Origin of the sequence: Phragmitibacter flavus, assembly GCF_005780165.1 — a bacterium.
Classification (GTDB): Bacteria; Verrucomicrobiota; Verrucomicrobiia; order Verrucomicrobiales; family Verrucomicrobiaceae; genus Phragmitibacter; species Phragmitibacter flavus.
Genome location: NZ_VAUV01000005.1, coordinates 115,248 through 134,777, shown reverse-complemented (window position 1 = coordinate 134,777; position 19,530 = coordinate 115,248). Strand labels below are relative to the sequence as shown.

Below are 19,530 nucleotides of genomic sequence, written 5' to 3'. Positions count from 1 at the left end.
GCATACTGCAGTTCTAGTTCACTGGCAGCGCGGATTCAAGCGCACCGTGCGGCCACCGATTGAACCGGATGGGAGCCATTCGCCATGGTATAGAGGTCGAAAGCTTTTCTGAGTCCGGTTCGGAAAGGACTGCCGACTCAACGCCCACACGGATTTTTCATGGCTCGAAGTGGACATACTCCAATGCAATGGCATCAGCAAGCGCACGACAACGTTGACGCCCGTAACACAGGTCGCATGGAGCAAAGCCTTTCGGTCCCGCCCCAAAATGGGTGTCGCTACCGTGTTGACGTTTTGCTTGATACCTGATAATTTTACGAATCTATTTTTGCAGCTGCCATGTATGTCCAAAAAGTTGAAATCATCAGTCTGCGGACGATCACCACTGCTGGCTTCGAGTTGAATCATCCTGACCTGCCCGTCAACGAAGCAGGCCAGCCCTTGGCGCTGCCAAATGTGAATCTGGTGCTGGGCAACAACGGCGGCGGCAAGTCCACTATTCTGCGCGCCATCGCTCTTGGCCTTCTCACGCCAGTCATTGAAAGCGCGGGATATGTGCCTTATTCCCTTGTCCGGCGCACTGGAAAGACATTTGCCAAGGATGCCTCGGTCACACTGAAGGTAGTTTTTCATGAGCAAGACTTCGCCCATGTCGAACAGATGCCGGAGCAGGTCACATTGACGAGCCGGGTGATCCGCAGGGGTTCGACAGAATTTGTCCAACCCGATACGAAGACTGACAAAAACTTGTGGGATGGCATGTATCATGACGACACGCTCGCATTTTTCTTCGTTGGCTACGGCGCAACACGTCGGGTAGAGAGTTCCGACAATTTCGATTCTGCGACCCGCAAACGCAGTCGCCACTTGCGCTATCAACGGGTGGCCAGTCTGTTTGAGGACCACGTCTCGCTCATCCCACTTACTGCTTGGCTCCCCTCACTTAAGACAGAGAACAAGGGCCGTTACACCCAAGTAGTGAATCTCATCAACAAGCTACTGCCCACGCCTTTCTCTTTCAAGGGAGATATCGCTAATGGTGAATTCATGTTCCGGCATGGCGAACAAGATGTGCCATTCCCCGCGCTTTCTGATGGTTACAAGGCTTACGTAGGCTGGGTCACCGACATGCTTTATCATGTCTGTATGGGCTGCCCTTCAGGAAAAAAATTAGTGGCTAACCGCGGCATCGTCATGGTCGATGAGATTGATCTGCACCTGCATCCGGCCTGGCAGCGCACTGTGGTGCCTATGATGGCTACTGCCTTGCCGAACATTCAGTTCATCTTCACGACGCACAGTCCCATAGTCACCGGCACACTTGAGCCGAAGAATATTTTCATCGTAGAGGAACAGTCCCCAGGAGCATGCACTATCAAGCAGTATGAGGAAAGTGTGCATGGCCACACGGCCGAGCAGGTGTTACTGAGTTCCTATTTTGATTTGCCAAGCACGCGCGCTCCTGCCATTACTGAACAAATTACTTCCATCATCACTGATACCGGAGCACCGAGAGCGGAGCGAGTGGTCCAGGCTCTTAAATTACTCACAAATCCGGCCCGATCCCTAGCGGCGGACAAATCTTCGCCCGCCGTAAAGCGCAGGAAACGTCCAGTTATCCCCGGTTCGTCCAAGACGTTGGCCGCTGCGAAAAAAAAGCCGCAATCCACCCGCAAAGGTCGCTAGAATCTGTCCTCAATACATTCCACTATGGTTCGCTACTCGGTCACAGCCAATGCATTGGAACAGGCCATCAACGACTTGGAGCCAACTTGGCTTACTAGGGCGGCGCAGCGAACAGCGACATTTAAGAATCTAGGTCGTTACGAAGAAGCTTCTGGCATCTGGTCGGAAATCAAAGCGGTCTATATGAAGTTGCAAGGCAACAAGTGCGCCTTCTGCGAACGTGAACTGGAGAACAGCAAGATCGAGCATGACGTGGAGCATTACCGGCCCAAGGGTAACGCCAAAGCTTGGCCGACTCCGAAGATTCTGGAGAAAAAACAGTTTCCCTTTTCCCTGCCATCAGGCCAAGAACGACCAGGCTACCATCTGTTGGCTTATCATACTTGGAACTACCTCACCTCGTGTAAGACCTGCAACAGCAATCTCAAGAGTGACTTTTTCCCAATAGCCGGTAGTAGCATCGCGGGAGAAGATCATCCAAAGAACTACCGCGATGAGGATGCCTATCTGCTGTATCCGCTCGGCACTCTTGACCAGAATCCTGAGAAAGTTTTCACCTTTGAAGGCATCTTTCCCATGCCCTGTCACAAGCAAGGAAAGACACGTCTGCGCGCATTGGTCACCATTGCCTTTTTTGAACTGGACATCCGGGAGCACCTACTCAAACAGCGGGCACGCATATTGATCGATTTCTCTCGTGCTTATGCCGACTGGAAAACGGCATCAACACAAAGGAAACGGGACCGGGGGCAGGCGGATATCGAACGTATGACTAAGATCACTGCTCCACATGCTAGCTGTGTCCGCTCCTTTCGTCGGCTCTGTGAATCCGATCCCGATGAGGCCGACCGCATCTTAGAGGCGGTTTGGGACTACCTTGAATCCCTCAATGTAGAATCCTAATCGTATCTGGGGAGAGAGTTGTTGCAGGGCATGAAAAATTATCCCTAGAGGCTTGACTTACAAAGATGATAAAACCTTACTCACGGGAGATTCGACCGACAAAATGAGATTTTTTGTCGCCGCACATAGAATTTTGTCTAAGTCATTGCCATTATCCAACGAGTCTAACCAAGGGCAGAAAGCTGGATGTGCAGCGGAGAAATCCGAAAACGCTTTGCCAGCGCTGTTGTCTACCCATTGAAGGAATGACAAAAAAGAATATTCGTCGGACAAGTATTTCTTCAAGTCGGACGGCCTCTCCGTTCGGAGCTTTTTGGAAAAACTGCACAGCAGTCGGCCTCTCTGCGCTGAGAAGGAGTCCATGGCCAGCACAGAAGAGAGATCGACAGAATCGTCTTCATACGCTAGAGCGAGTGCCGCCAACGAAAAGGCTACAATGCCAGATTCGTCGTTTTTCCAATGGGCAAACTGAATTAGCTTTGAGAAGTCAACACTCCTTGCCAGTCCGGGTTCCTGACTAAGGTGTGTGCAAACAGCACTGAGGCAGCTTTGGACGATGACGATTCCGCCAAGAGTATTCCACTTTGACCCCAGCCAAATTGAGTCAATGTAACGGGAACAAAACTCCGTATTGTCCGAGGATGGATGACGTTCCAAAATCTCAAAAATTTTTACATGAACGACCGGGTCCGTGCTACTTGATTCGCATCCCTCCAAAAAAGAACGAAGCAAGCCCAAAGTTTCCTTCTCAAGCGGAGAAAGCTTTTGGAGCGAGTCGCAGGCTTTTCTCGCCACGGAGAAGATTCGCTCCTCGCCGTTTTCTTGACGATCTGCATAGTCGCGTTTGTCCGACAGCAGCTTGACGAGGGCAGGAATTCCTTCTCGAAGTCCGTTTTCGCCGACTTGATTGGCGAGTCGCTCTCTAACATAGGCACTTGGGTCGTTAACCAGCTCCATAATCGCGTTCAATTCAACCGGACTCGGAGCGGTAGAAAGTCGATCGAGAGCGACCTTGCGACATCCGTAGTGCGTATCCTTGAGGGCCTCAAGGAGGTGACGTCTACGGGATTTACAAAGAACCCACGCCCGCACTCGAATCATACTGTCTTCAGAATGAAGAAATCGTTCAATGAGCGGGTATAGAATACCGCCATTTTCGGCGATTGCTTCCAAAGCATAGATGGCGGGAATCTCGGGCCATTCCTTCGCAAGAAGAGCCAAGAACTCCAAGTCGACTTCACTTTCGGCAATTGCGAATTCCAGACCTATTTGCTTGCTACACGCAATGAGCGACTTCTTCTGCGATTCAACAATGTGACTTGCCAAAGTCTCGAAACTAAAGAATGGATCGGCTTTTTCTGAGGTGGGCGCTTCTTCGTCGCCGTGCCTCTCATGTTTCTGCAGCGCGAGGAAACCGAGCAGCGCCACAGCGGACACAAATCGATGACCAGATTCCGACCGCAAAAATCCCAAAAAATCTCTGCATTTGACAATGGTTAGCAGCGCCCATTTCGCGGATCTATCAATTTTGAAATTTGGAGAAAGGAGCGTCCTCACCGCCCATCCAAAGAAAGATGAATCAGGTGTCTTGAGAACGACGCCGGCTGCGGCCTCTGTTTGACTATACTTTTCGCACAATTTCACAAAGGCTTGCCTCGCTGCCAAGTTAGTCTCGCGATCGATCAGACTAGACCAAGCATTGAAAAGCTCCGCCTCATAGGTGTGCCCAATAATCCAAGTGTGACCCTGCTCTTCACATTTTCGATCAACCCCTGCTGCCAATGACTTACAGACGTAATATGAAGTTTCGTCCTCCATGTCAGTGGGCTCCTGCCATGCGTCGGTCTCCCCTTCAAAATACCAACGCCAATATTCGTCAGGGGAATGATCCTGATCTGAGTCACATGCCCTCAACGCTATTGCCGCTTCGACGATCAGCCCGTCAATTTCAGCTGGGGCCAAGTCCAGCATGCACTTAAACAGATAAGATGTCGACTCTCGAGGATCTTCCAAGACGTCAGCCAAGGCAGCTTGAAACCATTCGATCAACGGCCAGTCAAATTGCTTTAAAAAGGCAAGCAGTTCTTCGCGCGGATATAAAAAACCATGAATGTTCCGAGCGATTCCATCGGTCAAATGAACTGTGACAAACTTTTTCGCGCAAATTATGCAGTCGGGGTTTACTCCGATTTGTTTGACCGACTCGGCAGATGGGCTAGGTCGCGTCCACATAGGCGGATTGAACCAATCTCCAGTTTTCCGGTGTTCGATTCGGAGAAACCGCGCAAGCTCGGCTGCGGGGTGGTTGGTGGTTGAATAATCAGCGAGTTCTCTAAACGCCCAAATGAAATTTCTAGGTTCGGCCTTGACTGCAAGAGAGACCAAGTATGAATCGAAGGGCTGAGCCGCGTCAGAGGCAATCAGTGGATCATCCCACTTGGCTTCGCGCAAGCAGAGAAGAATGGAGTAGAACTCTTGTTGAGCACTCCAACTACGTATAAGGGCGATCATGGTGTCCTCGAAGTCGGCCCGCCTCGTAGTAGATAGGGATTTAAGAGCTTCCATAACGGAGGGGGTGACAACGAATCCGCCTTCTCGTTCCTGCAACCAGCGAGAAGTCGTTAGATAATTAAAAAAGAGTTCCACGTCAGGGACGTCAGAAAGCTTCCCGTCCTTTAGACATCGTCGGAGCTGTTTCGCGTCTTGTGCGGATATGAAATCGCCATTAGCAGTTAGTTGAGCCCAAATTGCGATTGCCGAAACTATCTCAGAACGGCCAACATCAATAATCCGTTCTTTGAGTCGCTTGCCAAATACTTGGATATTGGACTTTCTAGCGAGTTCTATGGCTTGGTGTTCGTTGACCCAATTCTTATGAGCGTCCTTTTTTAATTCGCCACAGAAGAAGACCACCGAGTAAGGTGTCTCCAAATACTTGAGCGCCGCACCGATTACTCCCATAGCTCTCAACCGGGCACTTTTGCCCCAGTCTCCCAGCTGACGCTCGTAGAGCTCGCGATAAGCGGCGGACGAATAGGATTTCTCGTCGATTACTATTTCCCATTTAAGGTAATCGGTCCGGTCTTCGATCGCTTCGCGGTAGGGAGCTAAGCGTGAGGTCACGATAAACGTCTTTCCTCCTCTGGCTCTGTTCAGCAGCGGAGCGAGTTCCGTCGTGAAGAAGCGAGCCTTGTAGTCGAGTTTTCCTTGTCCCCAGGGATCTTCAACAAAGTATACATGGGAGTTAGGGGCATTGATGGTTTCGTGAACGATTTTTAGGTGTTCAGGCTCCCTGATCGTATGGAGTTTAGCAGGCGGATCCGCCAATCGAAACTCGTCGACCAGCATGCGAGCAATGGTTGTTTTTCCAGTTCCCGGGGGTCCAATGAGCACCACAACGTTGTCTATTGAAAGTCGTCTGCGGATGCTATCGAGATTTTCCGGGTAGGTAGGTTTTACCCCACAGAGTAGTTTGCCCCTTGAAACGGACAGCAAGCATTCGAGCTCATCTCGCGCAAAAATGGTCGACTTGCGGCCTGCCAACCTTTCCCGAACTGCAGTTTCCAGTGTCGAAATGCATCCTTCGATCTCTCCTCCCGGGACATGGCAGTGTTTTTGAAGAAATAGTTCTATTCGGTTACGAACGTTGGACGCCGTTTCACTGGCGAAAATGCCTACTCGTCTTGCAATGCTCGGATCGATCCCTAAAGGGTTCAAGTCACCGACGCGGGAGTTGTCGCCGATTTCTCTTACTAGGTGACAACGGAGTTCGGGTGCCACGTCTGCGGTGGTTATCAAAAGGTAGTGCTTTGTGGAATCAGCCTCCATATATTCCAAAGCACGGATTCTTGGTTCTGGACCAGATTTTCCCTTTTTAACCTTCTTCTCGATGAGCTTCATAAAAGCCGCCGAACTCCAAACGTCGTTACTGAGAAGTTTGATTTGAATCTGAAAATTTTTTACAGACACAGTTGTCGCCAGCTTTTTGTTATCCGACTCTGCTGCAACATCCTCATGGCTTGGTGGCTCCACCATAATCTTGGTAGCTCCACGGACAACGATAAATTCCAACGCGACCCAGACCGTTACTAAAATCTGATACTCGAATCCGATAAATGACGGTTGTCCGACGCAGTCTGGAGCTGTCTGATCAGTAGACATCGTGTTTGCGATTACAATAACACACTCAACGCGGAATGTGCTAGAAAAAGCTCATGGCTCCACACCCAATCCGCCTGCACTCGACCATATTGCACCGAAAAACGAACAACTGGGTATACTTTCGTGAGTGATTGAGATGTTGGCATATCTCGCAATCTGCAAGGCTCTAAACCGGGGCTAATGATGGCTACCGAACGGGGCTCTCGTTGCCAAATTGCGTTAGTAAATCTTCTAGTTTAGTTTGGTTCCATTGTTCGTCGGAGATTTTTAGACCAATACTGCGATAAGCAGTTGCCATCAGTGGAATTGCACGTGGATGATCGCTGGCATGGATGAGCCAGAACATGATATTCCCATCATTGCCATTACTTTTCATTGGAAATGCTTTAGTATATTTATAACCCAGTTCATTCTGAAACCGCTCCTGCATTTTCTCTGCCCGATCCCAACTGCTTAGCTCAATGAACTCCTTCCACCCTTTCCCTCCCCACCATGCTTCAATTTCTGCCAACTTAACTGCCGTCGTTGACGATTTGACAGATCGATTCATCCAATGTTGAGCGACAAAGTAGAAGATTTCGATCTTATGACCACCCTTTTTGTGCGTAGCCAAATTTTTCACGAGCGCCCATGTGCATTCGTGGGTTCGTTGATCAAGTAATGCGAAAGTAGCCTGCTTTGGTTTAATCCGGTGACCCTTCAAATAGGCAGGGATTGTAACATTGCAGTCACCCTTAACAACCATTACTTGACGTTTCCACAATCGAGTAAATCCTTGGCAGTATTTCTTTCGTAGTTGCTCCAAGATGGGGATTTTATCTTCATCTAGTTCGAAGAGGCAAGCCCGTCCTAAGAAATTCGACTTTTGTTCTAGCACTTGTCTGGCAGCCCAAGAGGTATCCTCAGTAACAATATCTTGAGGTCCTGAAAATGCGTCAATATAGATTCCATTCTTAGTGACCGAAAGGAAGGAATGAAGATATCTTGCAATTAGAAGAGCCTTTTGATGGGTCCACAGATTAGTTGTCAAACACGATTTGTCGCGCTCTGGCTTTGAACCTTCGAACGCTTGTAAGTCAAATAGCGAAGGTTCCTCCCAATCTCTGGGTTTCCTGTCGGTCAGGTCCATGATCTATGATGCTAAGGGAAATCCGTCCCAAGTATCACCATCCAGTTCTCGGCCAGCACCCTTCTTGCCAAGCCCGATCATTTGTTCGCCTTCAAGTTCCACAATCTGTTGCCGCTGCTCGTCAGTTACTATTTCTCTAGGCACCCAATGTCCCCATTGCTTAAAGTGAAAGGCCGTGTTCGTTTCCAAAGCCTGATCACGGAGATTCCTGGCCCAGAGGGGGTGCATAGGTCTAGCTCCTGGCCCGCTTTCTCCACCAGCAATAATCCAGTCTATTCCGTGAAGCCCCTGTCTTGGATTAGGGTTTATCCATTTCCGAAGATCGATGTCGCCCAAAAGTGGCTCGCAACTTAAGAAGCGGACTTTCGCAGGGTGAGAAAGAAGAAAAGGCAAGCGTAGCTCAGCGTATTTTTGACTCTCTACGGTCGTCCCCAACCAAACGTTATCTGGCCAACACTCACCCCAAGGGGTCATACGCGAGACGTTTTGAGGGCGCTTCGTTAGCAACAACCAGTCCAGCATGGGTGTCTCATCGACAAGACTCCAAAGTCTATCCCTCCACTCGTTTAGGGCGGACCTTCGTTCGAATACGTCTGCCATGGACGCACAAAACACTCTCCGTCTAACGCCCTCGCGTTTAGCTTCCGCGTTCCATTTAAGAGGCTCCTTCCAGTGATTGTCAGAGAAAAATCGACGTGGAGCTTTCGCTCCCCATACTGCCTTTCCAACCCTCTTCGCCCAAGTTTCCGCGTAGCAATGTTCGCATGCGGGAGAAACCTTCGAACAACCCCACCACGGATTAAAAGTGTGGTGTGTCCATTCGATTGAGGAGTTCTTCGCCATAATTCTTAAATTCTGTTAAGAGATTTATGGCATAATTTCCTGAACAGTTCACCCTAAAAAGCTGGGAGCTCAGGATTCTCGCTGGTTTTGAGGGTCACAATTCCAACATCCGCTAATTCGAAGGCCACCGGTCGAAGCCGGAAAAAAGAGTCGAAACGGGAATAAAACAACCGCACAGATGTGCGCTCCCACGTGTGGCACTATCTGAATGCCTTCAATATCGCCCGTGCAGCGGAGTTCAGAGGCGAAACGAAAACTGGTGTGCTTGCGTGATTCCGCCATTGGATTTGAATGGTTTCTTTGAATCGAGACCTGCATGGACGCTCAAATCCTGTTCGATAGAAGGCTTCGGCATACGAATTCAGACGCCAAAATTTGACTACTACTAGAGCTTCCCTCCATCGACTTGCAACGCGTTTGCGAGGCCTTCCTCCCTGTTCGAAATAATGTAGCCTCCACGCTCTTCTTGAAGGAATTAGCCGCATAGAGAAGATGATGAGGGATCGTTCGTGTAAGAATTGACGGTAAATATGCATTTTCTGCCTCAATCCCCAATTGTGCCTATTTATTCGCATTTTCTAGCCCCCCTTCACACGACCTCGAGCTTGCCCCCCACCACGCGTAGACTCCCATCATATCGCCCCGCTCCCAAGCGTCGGTTGACGACCGCATCACCTGTCAATTTCTCAATGGTGTCTCGCAATGGCCTGGCGCCGAGGCGAGGATGAAAACCTCTCCTCAAGACAAATGCCAAAACTTCAGGCGTCATGGTCAATTGATACCCTTTGCTCGCCAGAAACGAAAATTGCTGATCAAGCATCATGCTGGCGATCTCCACCTGCACATCGTAGCCAAGACGCTGGAACACCAATTTCTCGGTGATTCGTGCATACAATTCAGGTCGCAGCCACTGCTGGGCGCGGGCAAGCACATGACGCTCCATGGTGGCAAACGAGGAATGCTGCCAGTCGAGCAGTTCTCCGGAAGCAATGTTTGAAGTGAAAACCACATAGAATCCACTCAAATCCGGCGTCGTGCCATCCGCGAGGGTGATTCTTGCGGCATCAAGAATCTGTAAAAACACGTCCATGACGCGCGGATGGGCTTTTTCGATTTCATCAAATAACAGCGTGCCATGCGATGCCCTTGCCAACACCTGCCCCAAAATCCCCTTCTCAGTAGACTTGGCTCCCAGCAGCAAACCCAGGCTTTCTTGGGTCTGGTATTCAGACATGTCGAATCGGAACAAGAAGTCCTCTCCCATCAAATACCGCGTGAAAACCACGGTAGATTCGGTTTTGCCAACCCCCGTCGGACCCAGCAGTAAAAAACTGCCTTTCGGACGGCGCGGTGCGGTCAAGCCAAGCTCGCCTCGTCGCAACACCGAAGCCATTTTCGCGAGGGCAACTTCTTGTCCACGAATGGATTCCTTGAGATGGCTCTCCAAATTTCGCAGATGTGCTTGCTCGCTGGAAAGAATTTTTGCGATGGGACTCGGCGTATTCATGACATCGTCCAGCCATCTTCACACAAACGCCGCCAATGCTTGTTCCCGAGACGGAGCATCCTACACTGAAACAGGTCGCATCAAAAATTGTCACATTCAAACCATTGCCAACCGTCGGCGCATTGCGTTACATAATTGTCACACATTCTCGGATGACGAATCCAAAATCTACATTTTTCACTTCAACTCACGAAATCCATGCCTACCAGCTCCAAGGTAAAGAAATCCACTCAAGCCATCAGGAAAGCCAAGGCAGTGACACCTGAAATCGCTCAATCTCTTAAACAGGTGGAGGAATCAAAGCTCGCGGTTGACACTGCCAAGGAAGGATTCAAAGAGGCCCGCAAGAATTTGAAACAAGCCAAACTGGCGTCCAAGGAAGCGCAAAAAAATCTCAAGGTTTTGAAAAAAGCGGATAGCGGCAAGCCCAAGACTCCAAAGAAGGGGATTGGCAAAAAGAGCGCAAAGGTAAATCCGGTGGCTTGATCGAGTCCATGAAGGCTTGAGTATCACATCAAGAACACCCCATCCTGTAAAAGTGGTGGGGCAGATTCTTGCTCCTGAACGAGAACGGAGAAGTCGGCGCGCCATGTTAAAACAGGCGCGTTATGAATACAGCGCATCTTATTCTGTTTAAATTCACTCCCCTGCTGGCCCAGGCCGCAGGGGGACTCGCCGAAGGAGCCAGCAAAGCAATGGGCATCGTCATGCTCATTGGGTTCATCTTCGGCACCATCTGTGTTGTCGGAGGTGGCTTCGCCATCCGACGCGGTGACACGGACGCAGGCAAGCTCTCCATCATCGGCGGGCTGATTATCGCGGGAGCACCCGTCATTGTGAAGGCACTCTTTACCGCCTTCGGCCTTGATGGCTCAACCGTTGACGTGGGAGCCTTTGAATGAAAGACGCTTCCTCTGAACTTCGCCTGACGGAAACCAACAGCGCCGAGGATTCAGCCGGGCGCACTTGGGGGCTGGAAGGTAATCTGTTCTGGCATGTCGTCTTCGGCGTGTTCATCGCCGTGCTCACGCTGTTGCTCTGCTTCAGCGCAATGCGTTGGAGCTTCAAAGCGTCAGCGGTGCTGGCAGCAGTGCCGCTGACACTCTCCTTCATTTATGTGTTCGGTTTCCGCCAAGGAAAACCTCCCGGATATGACCGCGACCTGCTGGACGGCTGGCTGAACGGTGCCGGATTCAGCCCCGACCCGCAACATCAACCGGAGCATCCGCTCCACTCTGACTCACATGGGACTTTTCAATAATATCTCCGAAGCCCCGCCCAACGGTTATTTCGTCCGTGACCTAATCGTTTTCGGCGGTCTGCGTGCCGGTTGCTCGGTGGCAAAAGGTTTCATCTTTGAACCTCCCGATCTTGCAAATGCTTCGATCACGGAACTGAACGCCTTCCAAAGCCAACTTACGCTTCTGTTGGCATCGCTTGGCGAAAACCAAAGATTGCAGGTGCAATGGTTCTGCGACTCCGACTATCAACAGGAGTTGCTCCACTACCACGAGGAAACCCAGCGTGCCTCCAATGTCTGGACACGCCGCGTCCGCAATGAAAGGTTCACCCGCTACTGGAATGCGATGATGAATCGGCATCTACGGCGGCAGCGGCTCGTTCTATGGGTATCCAGGCAGATTGATACATCACCAGGCTTTGCACTCACCCGTGGCAGCCTCACCCAACACTACGAACATCTGCTCGACCAACTCCAGCAAGAATTCGCTCACGTTCACGACATGCTCAACAGTGTGTTCACCGGACAGGGAGCACGCCTCATCGCCATGACGAATGCAGACCACTATCGGCATTATGCTCGATTTCTGAACCCTTCGCTGGCAGACCGATTCGACTATGATCCCTTGAGCACGTTCGATCCTCAACGTTCCATCCAGGAAAACTGCTGGCACAGTGAAGGCAACGGACAGGCAGATTTTGGATTTTGGATGGATGGACACTACCACTCCATTCTGGTGATCAACCGCTGGCCACGTGTCACCTTCCCAGGCATCATTCATCGCCTCACTCATCTGCGGCTGCTGGACTATTCCATCACGGTCAATGTCGAGCCCCTGTCCGTCCGTGCTGAGATCTTTCGTGAAGAAAAAGCCCATGATCGTATCGCCGGAGACTATGCCAGCGAGAAAAAGGTTTCATTGCTGACGGCGTTGCAGAAAAAGGAACGCAAGATCGCGGCACTGATGCAGGGGCACACGCTGCCGTTTCATGCACTGTTTGTCATCCGCGTGTGGGACAAAAGCAAGGCTGGTCTTTCGGCCAAAACCACCGCCATCAAGAACGCAGTCAATTCCATGAACGGTGCCCAATACGTGGAAAGCTGCCTGCCTGCCACCACGCGTAAGTTGTTCTTTCAGACATGGCCGGGATGGCTGTGGGGCCGATATGAATGCCGCAAGCTGTATGCCGAGCACGCCTATCTGGCGGACATGCTACCTTTCAGTGCTACATTCACCGGCCACCTCAATCAGGCCGAAGCCCTCTACGACGGCAACGCCGACAACCTCGTGGGTATCCGCACTTTCCTTGGCACGGGGGGATCTAAAACGCCGCAGCATGCGGTGCTGCTGGGCATGAGCGGCGCTGGCAAATCGGTCACCATGTGTGACTTACTCTCGCAGACGGAGCTTTATTTCGATTACACCGTCCTCATTGAGGAAGGGCTATCCTACGGCATCTACACCAAAACAGTAGAACCGGGCGCTGATCCAATCATCCTGCAACCTGATGGCACCCACACCTTGAACTACCTCGATACGGGCAGTCTACCGCTGACACCTTTGCATCTATCTACCGCAACTGCCCTTGTCTCCCGCATGGCCGGTGTTCCGGTCGATGAAGACAAACAACGACTGCAACAGGCACAGATCGCCCACTTCATCAATCAACTCTACGAGGACGCTTACAACGAGTGGAGCCAGAACCATGGCGACCAGAACTCTGACATCGCGCGTCATGCATTCGCACTGCAAAACTATCGTCGTGACCGACTTCCCACCGGCGCTAACACACTCGACGCCTTTGCCGATTTCCGAGACTGGTCGCATGCCCATGCAGACGAAGCCCAAGCATACCTAACCTCATTCGATGAAAGCGACATCTCACGATTTCTCAAAGATCCGAAGACCAGTCGTGAGGTTCGCAATCTTGCCTTTGCCTACTTCACACCATCCGATCATCCCACCCACCGGATGCTGCAAGAGCTGATGCACCTTGAAGCCTATGGGCCGCAGAAGGAATCGATTCATCAAATCTCGACCCTGCTGCAACCGTGGTGCAGGGATGGCTTGTATGGCCCGCTCTTTGACGGTGAAACCAATGTGTCACTCACCGGACGCATTGTGCATTTCGAATTGGGCTGCATTCCTGAGTCCGCGCCTGAATTAAAGGCGGCAGCAGGGTTTCTTATCACGCACCACACCCGCCAACATTTGGTAACACTTCCGCGTTCACAGCGCAAACGCATCATCTATGAGGAAGTCGCCCGATTCCTCGACATCCCCGAAGGCGAGAAGATTGTCCGAGAAAGCTACGCACAGATGCGCAAGTTCAACTGCTGGACAGTAGCCATCGTGCAACAATACGCCCGCTTCAAAGAGAGCCGCATTCGTTCCACAGTGTTTGGCAACAGCCGCCAGTTCATCCTCATGCGGCAGAACGACCGCGCCGACCTTGAAGACATCGCTCAGGACATTGAACTGCCGGACATCACTCGTCAACGCATCATGAGTTATCCCCTTCCCGACCAGCAGCCTGGTCAAAAATTCGCAGCCTTCACCTACTTCCATCTCGACACCCCAAGACCGCTGTGCGGCACGGTGCATAACATCGCTTCCCCTGAGATGCTGTATTGCAGCAGCACCAGCGGAGAACTCTTCGAACGCCGGGCACAGGAGCTCAAACGCCACGGCAACCTCATCGAAGGCATCGCCCTTCACGCCAATTCCAACCCACCAACCGATCAGCCATGAAACTCATCCTTCTTTCCATCGGCATCGCCCTTTTTTCCACGAGTTGCTCAAGCACCTCCCGTCTTGTCACCAGCACCCTTGCAGCCGCCGGAGGCGCGGCACTTGGTCACAGTCTCAGCGACGGCAATCCACTGGTCACCGCCGCCAGTGCAGGCGGCGGATTTTTGTTGGGCGAAGCCATCAACCATGCCCAAGACGGAAAGGCAAAGAAATCCTATACCGAAGGTTATGACAAAGGCCGCAGCGATGCGGTGAAGCAGCAATACTGGCTGCTCGTGGACCAGCAAAAGAAGGCCGCTGGCCACGGATTCGAAGAAGAGGTCAGCCTCTATCAGTTTCCACTGCCGGCACAGACGCCCGATGGCGCCCTGTTTCCTCCCGGCTCCACCAGAACCCTACGCATAGAAAAATAACACACCATGATCGAACCCTACCAGCCCTACGAACCAAACCTCGACCGAATCAACGACGCCGAACAAATGCGTCGCGAACGCGAGGAGCAACTGCGACTTGAGCAGGAGCGCATCCGTCAACAGGAAGCTGAACGCCTCCGCCAACTGCAGGAACAAGCACGCCAGTCATCCAACCGTCCTTAACTCATCAAAGCCATGAAAAGAACCATCCTCTATTTGTCTTTCCCCATCGCAGCCATGCTGCCGAAAAGCGCCCAATCACAGGTCATTGTCGAAGACCCTATTGCCATCGCCCAGAACGCCATTCAACACACCATCGACCTCGCCAAGTATGTCGAAATGATCAGCAATCAAATTGAACAAATCAACCTGCTGACCTCCCAACTTGAGCAAATCACCGCTTATGTAACCGCCTTTGGCGACCCCGCTACCTTGCTGCAAATCACCGGAGCCGACCAGATCATTGGCCAGCTTCAACAATCCCAGGTCGGGCAATTGCTTGGTGAACTACAACAGACTGCTTCCGGCATTGAATCGCTGCACAACAATGCTGACGGCCTCTATCAAACCATTGAAAACATTTCCATTTCGGGAGTGGAGATTCCGCGTGCCGAAGATCTTTACAGGAAATTCGGGGCATTGGAAAACACCACGGCCAACTACCAGATGGTGCATGAAGAAGCTGTCGCCAGGATCCAGTCGCTCAAACAGGAAATCAGTTCCACCACCACTGCCCTTCAATCAGCCACCACTGATGCTCAGGTGCAAAAACTGCACGGCGTCCTTGCCAGCCAAAATGCCCAGCTTGCCGCTCTGCAAGGAGAAGTGCAAAACGCGACTTCCCAAGTGCTGGTTCAGGACACTTTGAACCGGAACGACGACGAGAAGCAATCGCAGGCTCAGCGTGAAAAAGACGCCGCCGAATGGGGCATTACGACCAAACAATTTGATGCGTTGCTCACGCTTCCTGATTCCATGCGACGCTGACAAACTGGCCAGACACAACTCTGAAACAATATGAAGAAAACATACATCTATCTGCTCATTGTCACCCTGCTAATCACTGGAACTACCGGAGTCATCCTTTACTTCCGCTGGCAACAGCAACATCAAGTCAAAGACGAATCAAGGGAGGACGCCAGGAACTTTCGCAAAGCGGAAAAGGCACTGGACGATGTGTTTCAACTCCCAACCGACATGCAGCGGAAACCGCCTCCTCAACCGAAAGAACCATGAACGAGTTCTATACCCGCCTCTATGAAAAGGCCGAATTGATGTTCGCCACACTGGCCCCCATTGCCTTTGTGCTGATCGTGTTGTCGTTGTGGAGCAACGTCAGCAATGGAAACCGTTCCGCTACCATGTATCTGCGGGCATTCGTTCATGCGGCCATCATCGTTCTGGTGCTTTCGCAGTTCACCATCTGGCTCACCTACGGCGAGACGATCGTGCATACACTTGTTCATGACACGCTCCAGGCCAATCCCGCAGAGGTCTACGAACGATACAAAGCCATGACAGCGTCCTCATCGGACGAGGCCGAAGGCGGTTTCTGGCACACGATTTTCAATCTATCTGAGAAGCAGTTATTTAAGGCACTGATCACCGCAGTGCTTTGGACTGTGCAGTGGATCGCCAAGTTCACCGTCTTCATCGCCTATGTTATCTACAAAGTGGTGTTGGCCTTCGCCATAGCGGCCAGTCCTATTTTCATTGGCTTCCTTAGCGTGCGCACGCTGTCGTCAGTCGGTGTTCGGTTCATCCTCAGCACGGTGGGTATCCTTATCTGGCCTTTGGGTTGGGGGTTTGCATCGTTGGTCACAGACACGCTCATAGAAATTTTGTCTCAGGAGAGCTTCGTAGAAGCCACTGGCATGGAGGAACTAAAAAACCTCATCGCTGTGGCAGCAGCTGGTTTGTGGATCATCTTCAGCACCATCTCGGCCCCGATGGTCATTCAGCGGATGATTTCGGAAGGAACCAATGCAGGAGCTGCCTTCCTCAGTGGCGGATGGCGTGCCGCAAGGTCGGGTGTCAGCGGTGGCGCTTCCACCGGTGCAGCGCTCGCCGGTAGCGGTGTGGGAGCACCGGTCGCAGCTCTTGGCGCTGCCGGAGCTGGGGCATTGGCCTTTGGTTCCTCGTCACTCTCGGGATACGGATCTTCCAGCATCCCCGGAGTGGTAGGCAGCGCTGTGGACTGGAGTGCAAAATCGAAATCCTCCCAATCCAGTAAGGCCAAACCCAATTCGGCCTACACCTCATCGGACCCCGCCAACGACAGGCAGGCAGCCAGTATCATCGGTAGAGCCCGCAAATCCAACCGCCGCTCATCATGACTCCTATGACCACCATGACCTCCTCGGAAACCCTTCGCGAAACCACCGTCCCAGGCGAACGAACCCGCCTTCCCAAACGACCCTTCCAGCCCACGCGCATCTTCGTGGACAAAGATCGAACCGCGTTCTTGTGGTTCTGCCTCGCCGCCATCGCCGTCACGGTTGCCTTGGTTCAACCGCATTTTCTCATCCGAAAACTCACGGAACGCGAGCGTGTCGTCATCCTCGATCCGGCGGGCACTTACCATGTTTCGCCTTTACTGAGATTCCAGGAGGCCAGGGATTTCCATGCGCAGCAAAGCACGCTGGTGGTCATGGCCTTTCTTGAACGCAATCCCAAGGGACTTGATCATCCTGAATTGCTGAAGCAACTCTTGCTCAAGGCTGCCCATGAAAAGGCTCAGCGCCAAATCTCCGCCGAAGCGCCGGAGTTCAAAGCCAAACAGCAACATCAAAAACCCGAAGTCGCCCGCATCGACATTCTGGAAACCCGTCAGGATTTCGTCATGACCCAGGTGACGGGCCAGTTGATTCGCACCGGCGTCTTTGACGGCAAGGTCTTCAACGAAGTGATCCCTTTCAAGCTGGCGCTCAAGATGCGCCGCAACCCCGACATGGTTCAAAACGGGCGGTTCCCAACCGCCGTAACCGACTTCAAATATGAACCCGCTCTCTAACATCCTCCTCAATCACGGTGTTGCTCTCGCCCTGTCACTATCCTCCAGCGCCAGCGCGAACAACGCCGAAGCACCAAAGGCTATCCACGAGATGCCGCTTGATGAACATCGTGTTTACACGGTGCCCGTCTCTGTAGCGCGAGTCACCACGGTTTCGTTTCCCACTCCCATCGCCGCCATTGACGCCGCGCTGGTGACGACCGACGGCAAGACCGCCGGACTTTTCCAACTCGCCCACCAGCCGGGCACGGCATTTTTCTCGGTGCGTAGCCTTATTAAGGACGCCACTACCAACGTCAACGTCCGCTGGAACAACAAGACCTATGTGCTGGAACTCAAGGACAGCGCAGCACCGGTGTTGTCTCTTATTTTCCAGCCTCCCCCCGATCCCCGGCTCGCCGCCAGCAATCAGCAGACTCCCGTCACTCCGGTTACGTTGCTCAGCACGCTGGACATGGCAAAAGCCTACCCTGTTCTCAAGGAGAGCCAACCGCAAGCCGTCATCGAAATCGCTTATGTGGATCACCGGGCCAAGCCACCCGTCATGGATCACGGCCATTTCCACATCTTGCTGGAGGAAGCGTTTCGATTCGATGCCCAAGACACGCTGGTGTTTCGCGTCTTGCTGCGCAACACCACCGACAGTGAACTGCGTTATGATCCCGGCAGCTTTATGCTGCGTGTCGGTGAACAGCGCTTCAATGCCTCCATCAGTGACGCCAGCGGCGTGATTCCTCCCAACAAGGACGCCGTCGCCTATTTCGCCGTCACTGGAACATCCTCGGGAGGCCGCAATGACCTCTCTCTCCAGAATGATTTTATGATTGTGCTGGACGCAATGGCCACCCCCAACCCGGACAAATCCCAACCTTCATCAAAGAAAGGGAACAAATGATGAACCCACGAGATGCCATCCAATTCCTGAAAACACGCACTGGCGCGTTGCTCTTGTTTCTCGTCATCTGCATTGTCGGATATGTGTTGGTTCGAGGTTTTCAGCCGCCGGGGTTTGGAAAGGAAGAACCGGCCAAAGCTGGTGGCACTGCCGCCAGGCCGCAAGTGGTGCAATCGGTGACCAAGGACATGACGCCCTTCCGGCCTCCCCAGGAGCAGGTTTCAAAACCTTCGCTCCCACCCCAGGAACAACCACCCGCACCCAAACCCATGCCTCCACTAAGTCTGTTCGCACAAACGCCAGAACAAAAGCCAGCCGAAAACGCCTTGAGCTCCGACTTCGCGCCTTACGGCAGATTGATTTCCTGTGAACTGGTAATCACCGTGGACTCCTCGGGGATCGACACTCCCATTGTCGGATTGGTGACAGAGGAAATTTGGCACAATGAGCGGTTGATTGTGCCCGTCGGAACCGAAGTCCACGGCACAGCAAGGGTCGACCGGATGCGTGAACGCATCGCCAGTCAGGGTTCATGGAAGTTGGTCTGGCAGGACGGCAGGGAACTCCAAGTCTCAGGAATCGCCCTCGACCGTGAGAAACAAGCGCATGGCGAGGGCTGGGCCATCACCGATGGCAGCGCTGGCTTGCGCGGCCGGCTTCTCAAGAGCGACGATTACGCCGAGGTAAAGATGTTCGCAGCATCGTTCCTCAGCGGGGCAGCAGGAGCCTTTACCCAGCGCGAACACACCATCATCGGATCTCAGCCAGTCGCCTCCGTGCAGAACGCCTCCTTAACCGGAGTGCAGCAGGTGTTGAACACCTACGCTAGGCAGATTCTGGACACCATCGAACGTGAAGGATTCTACGTTCGCGTCCCCGCAGGCAAGCAATTTTACCTCTACCTCACGCAAACCGTGGATGCCTCAAAAGCCTCACTTGGCTCAGCAACAAGCCCCCCGATCACCAACGACCAGATCCCATGATCGTT

The 19,530-nt window shown here is 52.4% G+C and carries 18 protein-coding genes; 14 read left to right on the top strand and 4 right to left on the bottom strand.

Annotated elements, in window-relative coordinates; genetic code table 11:
* The first annotated feature begins 339 nt into the window (after positions 1-339).
* Both FEM03_RS07335 and FEM03_RS07330 read left to right on the top strand, forming a co-directional pair.
* Positions 340-1,686: an AAA family ATPase gene (locus FEM03_RS07335; protein ID WP_138085551.1), complete on the top strand. Its 1,347-nt coding sequence runs from the start codon at positions 340-342 to the stop codon at positions 1,684-1,686.
* A 24-nt stretch (positions 1,687-1,710) separates the two neighbouring features.
* Positions 1,711-2,589 carry an HNH endonuclease family protein gene (locus FEM03_RS07330; protein WP_138085550.1) on the top strand — a complete coding sequence of 293 codons (879 nt, stop codon included), beginning with the start codon at positions 1,711-1,713 and terminating at the stop codon, positions 2,587-2,589.
* 57 nt (positions 2,590-2,646) lie between these two features.
* Here FEM03_RS07330 and FEM03_RS07325 read toward each other — a convergent pair whose 3' ends face one another.
* From FEM03_RS07325 to FEM03_RS07310, 4 genes are all read right to left on the bottom strand, one after another.
* Positions 2,647-6,750, bottom strand: coding sequence for a HEAT repeat domain-containing protein (locus FEM03_RS07325; RefSeq protein ID WP_138085549.1), 4,104 nt, complete (start codon positions 6,748-6,750; stop codon positions 2,647-2,649).
* A 187-nt stretch (positions 6,751-6,937) separates the two neighbouring features.
* Positions 6,938-7,879: a three-Cys-motif partner protein TcmP gene (tcmP, locus tag FEM03_RS07320; protein ID WP_138085548.1), complete on the bottom strand. Its 942-nt coding sequence runs from the start codon at positions 7,877-7,879 to the stop codon at positions 6,938-6,940.
* A gap of 3 nt (positions 7,880-7,882) precedes the next feature.
* Positions 7,883-8,722 (bottom strand): DUF5131 family protein, encoded by an 840-nt coding sequence (locus FEM03_RS07315; RefSeq protein WP_138085547.1) that lies wholly within the window; start codon positions 8,720-8,722, stop codon positions 7,883-7,885.
* 589 nt (positions 8,723-9,311) lie between these two features.
* Positions 9,312-10,229: an AAA family ATPase gene (locus FEM03_RS07310; RefSeq protein ID WP_138085546.1), complete on the bottom strand. Its 918-nt coding sequence runs from the start codon at positions 10,227-10,229 to the stop codon at positions 9,312-9,314.
* A 198-nt stretch (positions 10,230-10,427) separates the two neighbouring features.
* On the opposite strand from FEM03_RS07310, the gene FEM03_RS07305 reads away from it, so the two are divergent.
* The 12 genes from FEM03_RS07305 to FEM03_RS07255 all read left to right on the top strand — a co-directional run bounded on the left by FEM03_RS07305 (position 10,428) and on the right by FEM03_RS07255 (position 19,525).
* Complete coding sequence (locus FEM03_RS07305; protein WP_138085545.1) at positions 10,428-10,715, top strand: hypothetical protein; 288 nt, start codon at positions 10,428-10,430, stop codon at positions 10,713-10,715.
* 122 nt (positions 10,716-10,837) lie between these two features.
* Positions 10,838-11,131: a hypothetical protein gene (locus FEM03_RS07300; protein ID WP_138085544.1), complete on the top strand. Its 294-nt coding sequence runs from the start codon at positions 10,838-10,840 to the stop codon at positions 11,129-11,131.
* Positions 11,128-11,490, top strand: a complete 363-nt coding sequence (locus tag FEM03_RS07295) for a hypothetical protein (protein WP_138085543.1) — start codon at positions 11,128-11,130, stop codon at positions 11,488-11,490. Before FEM03_RS07300 ends, FEM03_RS07295 begins: the two co-directional genes overlap by 4 nt.
* The gene (locus FEM03_RS07290) at positions 11,474-14,221 is read left to right on the top strand and encodes a TraC family protein (protein ID WP_138085542.1); all 2,748 of its coding nucleotides are present in this window, start codon (positions 11,474-11,476) and stop codon (positions 14,219-14,221) included. The genes FEM03_RS07295 and FEM03_RS07290 overlap by 17 nt, the downstream gene beginning before the upstream one ends.
* Positions 14,218-14,634 carry a hypothetical protein gene (locus FEM03_RS07285; protein ID WP_138085541.1) on the top strand — a complete coding sequence of 139 codons (417 nt, stop codon included), beginning with the start codon at positions 14,218-14,220 and terminating at the stop codon, positions 14,632-14,634. The genes FEM03_RS07290 and FEM03_RS07285 overlap by 4 nt, the downstream gene beginning before the upstream one ends.
* Before the next feature lie 6 nt (positions 14,635-14,640).
* Entirely contained in the window at positions 14,641-14,817 is a 177-nt protein-coding gene (locus FEM03_RS24345; RefSeq protein ID WP_166442701.1) for a hypothetical protein, read from the top strand.
* Positions 14,818-14,829: 12 nt separating this feature from the next.
* Positions 14,830-15,621, top strand: a complete 792-nt coding sequence (locus tag FEM03_RS07280; RefSeq protein ID WP_138085540.1) for a type IV secretion system protein — start codon at positions 14,830-14,832, stop codon at positions 15,619-15,621.
* A gap of 30 nt (positions 15,622-15,651) precedes the next feature.
* Entirely contained in the window at positions 15,652-15,870 is a 219-nt protein-coding gene (locus FEM03_RS07275; protein WP_138085539.1) for a hypothetical protein, read from the top strand.
* Positions 15,867-16,970 carry a hypothetical protein gene (locus tag FEM03_RS07270; protein ID WP_138085538.1) on the top strand — a complete coding sequence of 368 codons (1,104 nt, stop codon included), beginning with the start codon at positions 15,867-15,869 and terminating at the stop codon, positions 16,968-16,970. The genes FEM03_RS07275 and FEM03_RS07270 overlap by 4 nt, the downstream gene beginning before the upstream one ends.
* Positions 16,971-16,984: 14 nt before the next feature.
* Positions 16,985-17,647, top strand: a complete 663-nt coding sequence (locus FEM03_RS07265; protein WP_138085537.1) for a hypothetical protein — start codon at positions 16,985-16,987, stop codon at positions 17,645-17,647.
* On the top strand, positions 17,631-18,542 hold the full coding sequence (locus FEM03_RS07260) for a hypothetical protein (RefSeq protein WP_138085536.1): 912 nt from the start codon (positions 17,631-17,633) through the stop codon (positions 18,540-18,542). Before FEM03_RS07265 ends, FEM03_RS07260 begins: the two co-directional genes overlap by 17 nt.
* Positions 18,539-19,525: a TrbI/VirB10 family protein gene (locus tag FEM03_RS07255; protein WP_138085535.1), complete on the top strand. Its 987-nt coding sequence runs from the start codon at positions 18,539-18,541 to the stop codon at positions 19,523-19,525. The genes FEM03_RS07260 and FEM03_RS07255 overlap by 4 nt, the downstream gene beginning before the upstream one ends.
* Positions 19,526-19,530 lie beyond the last annotated feature (5 nt).

What these genes read in the sequence shown, in the direction of transcription:
- FEM03_RS07285 (WP_138085541.1), top strand. Translation starts at nt 14,218, where the DNA reads ATGAAACTCATCCTTCTTTCCATCGGCATCGCCCTTTTTTCCACGAGT.
- FEM03_RS07305 (WP_138085545.1), top strand. Translation starts at nt 10,428, where the DNA reads ATGCCTACCAGCTCCAAGGTAAAGAAATCCACTCAAGCCATCAGGAAA.
- tcmP (WP_138085548.1), bottom strand. Translation starts at nt 7,879, where the DNA reads ATGGACCTGACCGACAGGAAACCCAGAGATTGGGAGGAACCTTCGCTA.
- FEM03_RS07315 (WP_138085547.1), bottom strand. Translation starts at nt 8,722, where the DNA reads ATGGCGAAGAACTCCTCAATCGAATGGACACACCACACTTTTAATCCG.
- FEM03_RS07275 (WP_138085539.1), top strand. Translation starts at nt 15,652, where the DNA reads ATGAAGAAAACATACATCTATCTGCTCATTGTCACCCTGCTAATCACT.
- FEM03_RS07290 (WP_138085542.1), top strand. Translation starts at nt 11,474, where the DNA reads ATGGGACTTTTCAATAATATCTCCGAAGCCCCGCCCAACGGTTATTTC.
- FEM03_RS07265 (WP_138085537.1), top strand. Translation starts at nt 16,985, where the DNA reads ATGACCTCCTCGGAAACCCTTCGCGAAACCACCGTCCCAGGCGAACGA.
- FEM03_RS07335 (WP_138085551.1), top strand. Translation starts at nt 340, where the DNA reads ATGTATGTCCAAAAAGTTGAAATCATCAGTCTGCGGACGATCACCACT.
- FEM03_RS24345 (WP_166442701.1), top strand. Translation starts at nt 14,641, where the DNA reads ATGATCGAACCCTACCAGCCCTACGAACCAAACCTCGACCGAATCAAC.
- FEM03_RS07260 (WP_138085536.1), top strand. Translation starts at nt 17,631, where the DNA reads ATGAACCCGCTCTCTAACATCCTCCTCAATCACGGTGTTGCTCTCGCC.
- FEM03_RS07295 (WP_138085543.1), top strand. Translation starts at nt 11,128, where the DNA reads ATGAAAGACGCTTCCTCTGAACTTCGCCTGACGGAAACCAACAGCGCC.
- FEM03_RS07310 (WP_138085546.1), bottom strand. Translation starts at nt 10,229, where the DNA reads ATGAATACGCCGAGTCCCATCGCAAAAATTCTTTCCAGCGAGCAAGCA.
- FEM03_RS07270 (WP_138085538.1), top strand. Translation starts at nt 15,867, where the DNA reads ATGAACGAGTTCTATACCCGCCTCTATGAAAAGGCCGAATTGATGTTC.
- FEM03_RS07280 (WP_138085540.1), top strand. Translation starts at nt 14,830, where the DNA reads ATGAAAAGAACCATCCTCTATTTGTCTTTCCCCATCGCAGCCATGCTG.
- FEM03_RS07325 (WP_138085549.1), bottom strand. Translation starts at nt 6,750, where the DNA reads ATGTCTACTGATCAGACAGCTCCAGACTGCGTCGGACAACCGTCATTT.
- FEM03_RS07330 (WP_138085550.1), top strand. Translation starts at nt 1,711, where the DNA reads ATGGTTCGCTACTCGGTCACAGCCAATGCATTGGAACAGGCCATCAAC.
- FEM03_RS07300 (WP_138085544.1), top strand. Translation starts at nt 10,838, where the DNA reads ATGAATACAGCGCATCTTATTCTGTTTAAATTCACTCCCCTGCTGGCC.
- FEM03_RS07255 (WP_138085535.1), top strand. Translation starts at nt 18,539, where the DNA reads ATGATGAACCCACGAGATGCCATCCAATTCCTGAAAACACGCACTGGC.